At 38.9% G+C, this 11,237-nt stretch carries 12 protein-coding genes; 2 read left to right on the forward strand and 10 right to left on the reverse strand.

Annotated elements, in window-relative coordinates:
- Positions 1-28 precede the first annotated feature (28 nt).
- Positions 29-1,114 (forward strand): DUF4274 domain-containing protein, encoded by a 1,086-nt coding sequence (locus IQ31_RS03760; protein WP_145327132.1) that lies wholly within the window; start codon positions 29-31, stop codon positions 1,112-1,114.
- Positions 1,115-1,275: 161 nt separating this feature from the next.
- Here the strand turns inward: IQ31_RS03760 and IQ31_RS03765 are convergent, their stop codons facing one another.
- The 8 genes from IQ31_RS03765 to IQ31_RS03800 form a co-directional block, all read right to left on the reverse strand.
- Entirely contained in the window at positions 1,276-2,055 is a 780-nt protein-coding gene (locus IQ31_RS03765; protein WP_083663668.1) for a DUF4241 domain-containing protein, read from the reverse strand.
- Between the two features lie 24 nt (positions 2,056-2,079).
- Complete coding sequence (locus IQ31_RS03770) at positions 2,080-2,628, reverse strand: hypothetical protein (RefSeq protein WP_075993125.1); 549 nt, start codon at positions 2,626-2,628, stop codon at positions 2,080-2,082.
- Between the two features lie 264 nt (positions 2,629-2,892).
- The gene (locus IQ31_RS03775; protein WP_075993124.1) at positions 2,893-3,444 is read right to left on the reverse strand and encodes a hypothetical protein; all 552 of its coding nucleotides are present in this window, start codon (positions 3,442-3,444) and stop codon (positions 2,893-2,895) included.
- 76 nt (positions 3,445-3,520) lie between these two features.
- Positions 3,521-3,988 (reverse strand): hypothetical protein, encoded by a 468-nt coding sequence (locus IQ31_RS03780; protein WP_075993123.1) that lies wholly within the window; start codon positions 3,986-3,988, stop codon positions 3,521-3,523.
- A 141-nt stretch (positions 3,989-4,129) separates the two neighbouring features.
- The gene (locus IQ31_RS03785) at positions 4,130-4,939 is read right to left on the reverse strand and encodes a helix-turn-helix domain-containing protein (protein WP_075993122.1); all 810 of its coding nucleotides are present in this window, start codon (positions 4,937-4,939) and stop codon (positions 4,130-4,132) included.
- Positions 4,940-5,082: 143 nt separating this feature from the next.
- Positions 5,083-6,075 (reverse strand): SDR family NAD(P)-dependent oxidoreductase, encoded by a 993-nt coding sequence (locus IQ31_RS03790; RefSeq protein WP_145327133.1) that lies wholly within the window; start codon positions 6,073-6,075, stop codon positions 5,083-5,085.
- A 227-nt stretch (positions 6,076-6,302) separates the two neighbouring features.
- Positions 6,303-6,902: an NAD(P)H-dependent oxidoreductase gene (locus tag IQ31_RS03795; protein WP_075993120.1), complete on the reverse strand. Its 600-nt coding sequence runs from the start codon at positions 6,900-6,902 to the stop codon at positions 6,303-6,305.
- A gap of 77 nt (positions 6,903-6,979) precedes the next feature.
- Positions 6,980-7,801 carry a helix-turn-helix domain-containing protein gene (locus IQ31_RS03800; protein WP_145327134.1) on the reverse strand — a complete coding sequence of 274 codons (822 nt, stop codon included), beginning with the start codon at positions 7,799-7,801 and terminating at the stop codon, positions 6,980-6,982.
- Between the two features lie 405 nt (positions 7,802-8,206).
- Between IQ31_RS03800 and IQ31_RS03805 the strand changes: the two genes are divergently transcribed.
- Positions 8,207-8,680, forward strand: coding sequence for a hypothetical protein (locus IQ31_RS03805; protein ID WP_145327135.1), 474 nt, complete (start codon positions 8,207-8,209; stop codon positions 8,678-8,680).
- Between the two features lie 5 nt (positions 8,681-8,685).
- On the opposite strand, the gene istB is transcribed toward IQ31_RS03805, so the two are convergent.
- Positions 8,686-9,402: an IS21-like element helper ATPase IstB gene (istB, locus tag IQ31_RS03810; protein WP_120333812.1), complete on the reverse strand. Its 717-nt coding sequence runs from the start codon at positions 9,400-9,402 to the stop codon at positions 8,686-8,688.
- Between the two features lie 39 nt (positions 9,403-9,441).
- Positions 9,442-11,019, reverse strand: a complete 1,578-nt coding sequence (gene istA / locus IQ31_RS03815; RefSeq protein ID WP_232475728.1) for an IS21 family transposase — start codon at positions 11,017-11,019, stop codon at positions 9,442-9,444.
- Positions 11,020-11,237: the final 218 nt, after the last annotated feature.

An 11,237-nucleotide genomic window follows, 5' to 3' on the forward strand; every position in this document is an offset into this window, starting at 1 on the left:
AGCCAAAATTTTAATAGAATTTTAGTAGATGAAGTATAAGATATCAGAAAAAAGAGCAGCTTTTCTAAGCAAAGCATTTTTTGAATACAGTTTTAAAGAAAATGTGCTTGATAGGGAGCTGTTGGAGGAAATCAACGAACCTATCGAACTTGATTTTATTGCAAAAAATCACAATTACGACGATGGGAATGATCTGCTACTTGCTATTGTAACCCATCCTTACTGTGATATTTCGACTGTTAAGATGATCTTGCATAGAGCTGATGTTGAAGGTTATTTAACGGATGCTGAGAGGTCAGGTGATTTCGAACTGATCAAGGCTATTATTACCCATTTAGATAATGGATTCTACAAGCATGAAAAATTCTATTATGATCCCGTTAGTGACCCTGGTGCTTTATCTTTTGATGTAGAAGAGTTAAAAAAATACATTAAGGAGGATGCTGTTCTGTTTAATAAACCCAGGGGAAAAAAACTCGAAACATCATTTGCAGATAATTTTCACCGCAGGGATCTGAAGTTCTATAATGGCACAATAAAAACTGTAAAATCATCTCAAGCTCTAAAGCTGATAACTGACAGATGTAATTTTATTTTTAAGGTACCTGAAGGAGATTTTAGGATAGTAAAGGACAATACGATAAAGAGTTTTATAGATTGTTATACTTTTCCTTCGGTTATAAAAGACCGTTTTGGAGCAAATGAAAAGAAACTAAGAAAGGTCATTATGCAGCCGGATCTTGTCATTGAGAATGATGATATTCTAGTGGTTCTTTTTCTATTTAATAGCCAAGCAATACAGCTGGAAAATGCGGCCACCAATGTTTCTACAATGATGCGCAATGAGTTTTTCTATATTCCGGCTTTTATTGAAATAGTTGCTGTTGAAGAAAATTTTGATAAGATAGCCCGCATCAAACATAGTGATACTTGGTTTGCTGTCAGTAAAGGCATGCAGGTCAAAATAAATGATGTCGGAAATTTAAAATTCCTGAGGCTCATCTTAGTGGAAAAAGGCGGCGTTTTATTTTCATTCTCAGTTGTTTCAGATCAGCAGCAAAATCTGAATAACGAAGTGATTAAAAATTTGATCAGCAATTGTTCATTGGAGTAATCGCTATGAATTGAAATATTACAGTGACTTTAGTGACTTAGCTGGATATTTCGATGCCATTGACCCTCCAGATTCGAAAACTGATGACCAATCAATTCGCTTCGGAATCGCATGGTCTCAATGCTTGAAATCTCCAGCTAAACTACGGACTATAATAAATATCAATATTCTGCAACATTCCGCCACAGTACAATATTAAAGTCAGTCAACAGCTGACAAATTGTACCCTCGCTGTCCTTTCCGATGTAAGTCGCATAAAAACCATCTCCATACCCCGTGGAGAAAAAGATGGCATTGTGATTTTGAAAGCTGTAATTTAAATAATCCTCGAATTTTTCGGAGAATATAATGTCCCAATTTTTACCGAGCAGCGTATTCAGACTATTCTTAGCTGCCTGATCAACGAAAAGACCTAGTCCTGCGTCTACTCCATATCCATATATTTCTTTGGATTTGAGGGGGATAGAAGTCTCTCCAGGTAATAACGCAAACTCCCATTCTTGGATGGGCTTATCTGAGAATTTTACGCGTGCAAATGCGACCCTTCGATCCTTATTGGCATTAATATTGGCCATTGCCAATTCGACTGGAAACTCTCCAACAGGAAAATTTTCACTAAAAGCTGCCGCATCCCTTAAGGTAACGGGATCAGTTGCGATAATCTGGCCTGATGATACCTTTAGATTTCCTAAAGCTATCTTATCAAAAGTTATTTCCGTACCGAATTGCGCTACTTTTGTGGCCTTCGTGAAACTTCCCTCAAATATCTGTGGGAATGTGAGCGATGTATCCTTAATGGTTATTTTCGGTATGGTATCCGTCAGGTCAAATTTGGCTGTTTGTACAATGACATCGTTAGTATTACGTGGAACTTTGTTTCTTGAAATGTATAAAAATAGCACAACGGCCATCAGACATATTGTTATTGTTATTTTGTGCATGGGAAATAATTTTCTTTATTTAGTTCATATCTCTATAGGATGAGAAACATCCTGAAAAAACTTTCTGAGCATTTCATATGTGCTGCAATCAGCGACAACCTGATTGGAGCTATCTATTGCCATTGCTTCACAACTTAAACAGATATTCAGTGCTGATACAATTTCGCCCGAACTATTATAGAGTACGATAGCATCCCTGTAAATGGGGGCACACATCCAGTTGGGCACGTCAGTTGTTTTCGTAAGTAAAATATTCTTTAGTAGACCGACTACCTCATTATCATACTGAAAAGTATTGATTCTTTGACTCGAAAAATGAAACTGCCCTGTATCATCAATTAAATATTGTGTTACACCTAATAGCTTGTCCAATTCGCTCAGTCGAATTTCTTCGATTTCGGTCAGATTGTTTCGTTTCTCCTTTCTCACTTTTAACCCATTACGTTCTGGTTTTAGCATTTGGATCACCGCATTGTATTCCTCTCCGCGCTGGAGGGAATAGGTCTCAACCTGGTCAAATGCAAAACTCTGTATATAATGAGAAGATGTGATTGAATTCGTGATCCTTTTCATCTTTGAAAGTGAACGGTTATTTCTCTAAATCCTAACGATAAAAGTATAAAAAATAGATTGTAGTAGCTAATAAGAATCTTAATACGCTTCTTCAAATAGAACTTTTAAAAAATCGCTAAGAAATTTTCTGTCTTACTTTTGGTGCTATCCCAGATCATAACTCTTAGCGTTTTTTTAACTTATTTTCTCATTTAAAAAGAGATCGAGCTTATCAGTCATTTGCAATCAAATTTGCAGCGTCACTTTTTAGATTGGTGGATAAATTTAGCTCGAACCATCTAAGAGCTCAAAAGTAATCCCTCCAGCATGATGCTTTCTTAATTGGTCGATTAATGGAATACAAGACGCATCATAAGCAATATGAGTTAGGTTTTTGTAAGTTAATAGCTCAATTAGAAGGTTTGGAATATCAATAATATGAGCATTTTTAAGAACCAGTGTTTTTAGGTTTTTTATCCTTAGGTTGGTCAAACCAATTAAATCAAAATGATCCAAATACAACAAACTTATATTTTCAAGGTCATTTATCCATAACGGGATATCATATGGACTGTTTTCTTTTACCCTTCTACTGCTATAATCACCTGTTAGAAATAGTTTTTCAAGCTGGTCAAGGTGTTTAACATGTTCATTTGGCAAGGTATTTCTGTCAAACCGAGTTGTTGTGTATAAAGCAAAGGGAACATTACAAATTCCTAATAAGATCGTTTCCCCCTGAAAAAATAGTACTGATCCATTTTTTTCATCACCCCAATTGACATGGAGCATACCACTTCCTCTAATGATACTTCTTCCTTCATTGTTGTCTTTTTCCATGATGACTAAATGTGGGACCCTACAACTACCAGGTCACAGTTTAACTTTTCCTGCAATTCAACTATAAATTCAGGTTTCAATTCAGGCCAGTTCCAAAATGTAAATCCAAGATTGCTGAATCCCGACTGTGGTTCGAAAACATATTGATGGATGTCACTTTCAGTGCCGCATATCGGAGACACAACAAGTTATCGGTAAAACCCTGGTACCAGGGATCCAGATCCCATTCATTGTCTACAATATTTCCAGTACAATTGGGGCATACTATACGATCGATACCATTTTGTCCGGTATTAAATATAGTACGCTCAGTTGTTATTTCCAGACCATTTACATCAAGTTGGTGTGGAAGGAAATGAGGCTCAAATACAATGTATTGAGCACCGTCAGAAAATGCATATCCAAGGTTGCCCAGTGTGCATTCCGATAATTCAGCTTTGACGATATCTTTCGAAACTAACCACTTTAAAATATCATCTACAGCAATTTCAGCGAAAGCGTACCTGGACACTCTTGGCACAAGCGAAATAGTATAATCACTCATAGTCTAAAAATAAAGAATAATGGGAATATTGTTCCAACGGTTTTATACAAATTTTTACGAAATAACTGGATCTGTTCCAGTACTCGAAAAGCGTAGTAGGGATTAAGCAATGGATTTTGATTAATTCAAATTGAATTGGCGTCAGGAAATACTTTTCAGCAGACTTGGTGCAAATCCAAACTGCTTCTTAAAGGCGAATGAAAAATGGGAAAGGTTTTCAAAGCCTACCTCATAGCAAACTTCCAGAGGCTTTTTTTTCTTTGCTGTTAGTTGATAATAGGCAAGCTCCAAACGTTTATAAGTTAACCATCGTTGTGGGGTCATGGTAAATGCTTTTTTGAAATCCCGTTTAAATGTTGTGAGGCTTCTGCCAGTGAGGTAACCAAACTTTTCCAGCGGAAGATTGAACATAAAATTCTTCTCCATATAATCGACTAGGTTGATCTTTCCGGGTTCTTCAAAATTAGCAAGTAATTGATCGATCCTTTTATCCAGGGTTCTGAGAATGCTGATGGCTTCGGTAATTTTAATCGCAGCAATATCCTCAGGGATATCTTTCATGTCAAAATAAGGGATAAGCGAAGCTAGACAGCTTTCTAGGAGAGGATGATTATTGAAACAAAAAATCTTCGGTGAATTTTGTGCTTGGGGATCTATGGTCTTACCAGCATAAAAATTTTTTAATGTTTCTAATGATAAATGCATGACTACCGTCTTGTGAGGTTCGCCATCTTTAGGGTAATTAATTATTGTAGCCAATTGGTTTCTGGGAATTAAAAAGATATCCCCTTTTCCAAATAGATAGGTGGCATCAGCCTGTACAATCTTGGTTTCTCCGGAAAGAAACCAGACCAACATATGTTGGTCAAACATAATGTCCGATTTAAAAAATTGGTCTTCGTAGCTGGAAAGCTTTATATCTTCGGTGATGTATCGGGCTTGGTATTCCATGATTTTTGCTTTTTTATGAAAGAAATCAATGAGGTAAATATAAGAAATAACATAATTTACTTTGTTTAAAAGTTCATTGCTGAAAATAGAGAGGCAGAAGGGCCATCTTGCCTCTCTTTTATGCTTGAAAGTAATAAATGGATTTATGGATTGAAACGGATACCTGTCATCTCTTCGATGAGTTTCCAAAGTCTTTTGGCGTTAGTTTCATCCAGTGAATAGGGATGTACCCCTTTTTGGACAGTAATATCTGATGAGACTACTGCGATATCTCCGTCTTCACAATAAACGCCGCCAATATGATCAAGCATAGGGCTTGTTGCACACCATACCGTTGTGGCAGCTCCTTGTGGGATCGTTTTTAGCGATGCAGCTACTTCGGGTAACATATTACCGTCTGCATCCACAAACCCCATTTTGTGGAATAGCTCCAATGGGACTTCTCTGCCCAATTCTGTGTCGCCGATAGAACCGGGATGAACCGCATAACTTCTGATATGAACAGATTGTCCTCGAGCGTCCAATTCCATTGAAAAAAGATTGACTGCGGTCTTGGATTGTCCATAGCCCTGTAATGTTTCATATTCTCTGTGCAGGAAATTAGGATCATCAAAATTAAAAGGTGCGAAATAGTGGCCATGAGAGGAAACATTAACCACTCGCGCTCCGTTGGCTTTTTTAAGGGAAAGCCATAATCTGGAGCTGAGCTGAAACAAGGCTAAATAGTTGGTAGCGAGTTGTGATTCTATACCCCGTTCATCTCTACGCAAAGGGACCCACATAATACCTGCATTGTTAATGAGTAAATGTAAAGGTCTTCCTGAAGCGACAAAATTTTCTGCGAAAACATCAATAGAGGCGGGAGACATTAGATCCATTGCTGCAATTTCAATATTGGATATTCCTTCCAGATTTTTCTTTGCTTTGTCGATATCACGTGCAGCGACAATTACGGTAGCTCCGGCTGCGGCGAGTATTCTTGTGGTTTCCAGTCCAATCCCTGTGTTGCCGCCTGTTACGATAGCTGTTTTGCCGGTAAGATCGATGTTTTGAATCACATCATTAGCCGTTGATTTTACATTGAAGCCCGAACCTATAGGTTGTTGTTGAGCTCCCTGATAATTATTCTTTTCCATTTTGGATACATTTAATTGTTATTACTGAGACAAAATTAGGACGGATCAATGTGTTCTGTTTTGTTCAAAAGGCCTAATTAACTTTGTTCAAAAGGGCAGGGGATCTTGATCAGGATATAAGCAGAAAAAAGGCAGGATCTTCAAAATTCTGCCTTCTATTTCGATGTTTTGGGCAAGTGTTACATTACTCCCAAGCCATGAATCCTCATAAGCAAAATACATCAGTTTTAATGATTAGAAAGTTGAGGATCCATAATCGTATATACATTACTGATTGTAGCAAGCCACATTTCAACGACTTCAGGAGTGGCCCGGTCAGCTTTATCAAAAAAGAGATGCTCTTTGATCTGAAAACCGCAGTACGTATAGATACCTTTATCAGATGTCAGTAATAATGCTTTATCCATACCGATAGCGGTATATTCTTCGTGGGATTTTCCGTGGGTATTGAGAATTATAGCCTGTTTTCCGGCTAATAATCCTTTTTGTATTCCCTGATCATAACGATAGGCAAACCCGTAGCTGAATACCCTGTCGATATACCCTTTCATAATGGCCGGCATGCCGGTCCACCAAATCGGATAGATAAAGGTGACCACATCTGCCCAGGAAATATACTCCTGTTCTTGTCTGATAAGTTCATTAACGTAGCCTTTTCGTTGTCCGTCCATATCTTCCAATGATAATACAGGGTCAAATCCCAGTTGATACAGGTCTCTGGTAATTACTTTATGCTTCTGTTGTTGCAGAACGTTTTCAATAGATTGTTTAAACTGAGCATTCAGACTTTCCTGATTGGGATGGGCGTAAATAATAAGATGTTTCATACCGTTACTTTTAATTGATTGAACAGTACAAAAGTAAAATAGGGAACACCTCAAAAATTGTAAGAAAACGAAACGGGTTATTCATTAGCCCGGCAAATATCCTGCTGGAATTTTAGGTAATTCTTAGGCGAAAGATTAATGAAATGTTTAAAGTCGTGAATAAGCTGGCTTTGATCATAATAACCACATTGATCGATGATTTCAAACCAGTTGACTTTTTCTTTAGAAAAATCTGTCTGCTGAATCAATTCAATGGCTTTAACAAAACGATGGTATCGATTCACTTCCTTTGCACTGAAGCCAAAGTGCCTTTTATGGATCAATTGGATGTTTCTTTCACTTTGTCTAGCTTCTTCAGCAATGGATTTGATGGAGTTCATCGTATCCGATCTGAAATTAGCCAATAGCGTAGAGGTGGCATTCTGCTGATTAAGATAGGGTTTGCAGAAATTAAGAATATGGTCTACCTTTTCTTCTGTGGCGGAAATACTATCTAATTGAAACCATAAACGGGTAAAACAATTTTCTTCCATAGCTTCATCTGGGTGAACAGGCAAATGATCAGATAGAAATGCTTTGCCAAAAAAACGATAAAATGCATCAGCCTTGAAATTAGCAACTAGGATAATGGAATCGGGGGGAAGGCTGTATTCAAATGCTGATTTAATAGGTCCCAAAACGATACATTTGTCAACTTCAATTTTTGTTTTTTGCTTGGAAACCAAAAATGCCTGAACTCCGAAATTAAAAACCATAATGGTTTGAAAAGAAGGGAGAAGGGTTTTGGTTATGGTATGTTCAGACTTATTTTCAGCATAATAGAAATGAGAGAACACTGTTTCAAACTCTTTAGGAGCAGAAATTCTGAAACTACGATATGTTTCTTCCTTTGGTTTCATTTATAACTACCAATATAAGAAAAATCTATGTTTTTGATCCTCATAGTTTGGATTATTTAAAAGCTCTTTATTCCTTTATAACCCGCCCAGTATTTTTCCTACCACAGGGAGACAAAGCCGGAAACTCCACTTTTGACTATCTGAACAGTGCATTCTTATTTGTCCTTCACAGCGGCTTAATAATGATAAAAATCGACAAAAAATTGAGACAGAAAGGCTACTAAAATTTTTGCTTTTAATGTATTTTTCTATAATTGTAAAACTTTAAACGATATCTCAAAATATTTGAGAAAACATCAGATAACCAATGAAGATTTTAAAGCAAGCTGTTCCATTTTGTTACTTTCGCACATCAAAGTTTTTGTCTGCCACGTGGAAGGTCAATTAATCAAAAATACGTTAATTATGAAAAGGATGCACTTTATTTTAGTCATGCTAATATCCACAGCGGTTATTTTTCATGCGAAGGCTCAAACAAATAATAACAACAACAACAACAACAACAATTACGATTTTTTTGATACTGTTGTAAACAACCACAATCAAATCTTTCCGGCTTCAGGTATCCCTTCGGCGATCGAAATGGTGCTAAAGTATTGCAAAGTGGTGGATTTTAATTTTTATGACTTGCAAATTAAATGGCAAAATAAAACGGATGGTTCTTTTCGCGACTTTGATAAAAAGGAATTATACGGAATTACTTTTTCCCAGAAATTTAATTTGCCACGGGATGAAAGTTTTCCGGTGGACAGTCTTTTTCAAGCGATAGAGAATGAATTGAAATCTGGGAAAAAGGTGGATATAATGTTGAAGTTGACCCCTCCGCTGGACATACTGACCCCTCTAACAAGGCTTTTTTCAGTCCAACTGATGACCTGACAATATTACTTCTTTTTTCTTAGACTTTCGCCTTTAAGTTCGATTCTGTAAGATCCATGGATCAGTCTATCGAGTATTGCGTCTGCAATTGTATCTTCACCGATTACATCATACCAGCTGGCCACAGGTAACTGACTGGCAATTATTGTCGAGGCCTTAGCGTGTCTATCTTCAATTATTTCCATCAGATCCAGCCTTTGCTGCTGGTCTAGATTTACCAGGCCGAAGTCATCGACAATAAGTAGGTCTGCTTTTGATATCCTGTCCATCAGCTTGTGCAGTGTACCTTCAAGGCGGGCCATTTTAGTCTTTAGAAGTAGTTTTTGCAGGTTAAAGTACAGGACTTTATACCCCTGTGCGCAGGCATGATGGCCCAATGCTGAAGAGAGGAAGCTCTTCCCACAGCCCGTAGCACCGCTGATGAGTATCGGATCTCCTTTTTTGATGTACTCGCCGGTAGCCAGCGTAGTGATCAATCCCTTGTCCAAACCTCTGGTAGCGACCATGTTTATTTCCTCTATGGAAGCCTGATAGCGGAACCCGGCATTCTGTTTGAGACGCTCAAACCTTTTTTCATCCCGTTCATCTGATTCTGCCTGCAGCAATAGGGACAGTCCTTCGGAAAGGGTGAGTTCTGTACTGCGGCGGGTTTCATTCAATGCTTTCCAGTTACGCTCCATACCATGTAAGCGCAACGCTCTCATCTGTGTTTCAATATTCATCTTATTTTATTATTTGTTTATTTTATTCTATTCTATTCATCACTGTATTGCGGATCCATCGTTTGACTGATCAAACAGTGTCGGCTGGCTGCCTGCATAATACCCTCTTCCCCTGATATTGGCATGCTCTGGCAGGGAGCTTTTTACGGAAGTTTCCTGCTGACTGTTTGCTGTTCCATTTTCAAGTACATTCCTAAAGTAGTAGTAGGTATATAGCTTATTTTTTAGTACGTAACTACATGCTTTGTCAAACTGTTCTGCCGGGAAGTCCCGTTTTAGCCTGAACAGTCCGTCACAGGTACGGAATAACTGCTCGGGATAATGCGCCCGCTCAAAGAGTATCTCCAGAAGTCTGGCGAACTCCGCAGAGTGTGCTTTTGCCCTTGTCAGGTACGTTTCATGCGAGCGGTTCTTATACGCCTGATGTTCGGACTTTAAATGTGTCGCCAGAGTGGTGTACGCATTTTCCCTGTAACTGCGTATGTGCGAGGCAATCTGTTTGCCCCGACAATAGATCCAGAGCATATTGCGTGTGTAAATGATCTTTACCTTTGTTCCGATATAAGCGAAGGGTACGCTGTAATAGTGTTTATTGCGCTGCAGGTAGATATGTCCGTTATCTCCAACTTTGAGTTCAGCGTAGCTCTTCAGCTCGAAGCGTTCTTTGGGAAGTTCGCCCAATGTTGATTTTTCGGAACTTAAGAACCGCTCTTCCCGGCAGTATGGCTTTTGCTGCATCCGGGTCTGGTTGTGCTTTAACATACAGACCTTTATGGCTTCATTGAGCGTATGGATATCAAAGAACTGCCTGTTTCTCAGTGGTGCAAAAACACGGGTATAGATCATTTTTACCTGATTTTCTACCAATGATTTGTCTTTTGGGCGGCCTGCACGTGCTGGAACCACAGCTGTGCCGTAGTGATTGGCAAAGTCTTCCATGGACTGGTTCAGGACCGGCTCATATTTATCGGCCTTGATGACCGCTGCTTTGAGATTGTCGGGGACAATGGCCTTTGGTACACCGCCAAGAGACTCCAGGCAGCTGCTCAGTGCATAAAAAAAGTCAGGGGTCTGCTGAGATGGTACAGCGATTGCAAACGCATAGTCTGAAAAGGGCAGGCAGGCCACAAATACTTCACAGGCGACCAGCTCCCCAGTGGACCTGTCAATATAATGGAGCTTTTTTCCGGAAAAGTCAATATATAATTTATCGCCGGCGGTATGTTCAAGCACCATGCTGCCCTTGCGCGAGACAAGCTGTTGCCTTAAATGATAGTTGAACTGTGGATAGCTATAACCGGTGGGATCACTTTCTATATATTCCTGCCAGAGCAGCAGCTTGGTAACTCCGGTACGCTTAAGTTCTTTTTCATAATAGTCAAGACGGCTTTTTAGGTACTCAAACTTGTCTGCCTTGTAAGCAGGATTCCCTGCGTAGAACGACTTTTCCAACAGGGGGTCCTCCTGTTTAAGAAGTTCTTCCGTATTGAAACCGCCGTCGGCCATCTTTTTGAGATAGGACTTCACCGTATTCTTGCTCATACCAAGGATGCGGGCGATTGTTTTTATCCCGCTACCGCTCTGGTACAATCTGATTAATTGCTTTATCTGACTCATTCGTTTTGGTTTTCCAGCCATCAGTGATCCGAATTGTTTGATCACTAAGTAACAAAAACTACTTGCTAAGGGGTCAGCATGCTCCAGCGCAATGAACTGAAAAAATAAATTAGGGGGTCAACATCAGCCAGTATGGCAGTTGAATAACAGCTTTAAACGCACTACGCATCCCTAATTCTATTTCAATTTTGAGGGGTCAGCTTGTTCAAGTATATCCA

Origin of the sequence: Sphingobacterium siyangense (genome assembly GCF_007830445.1) — a bacterium.
Lineage (GTDB): Bacteria > Bacteroidota > Bacteroidia > Sphingobacteriales > Sphingobacteriaceae > Sphingobacterium > Sphingobacterium siyangense.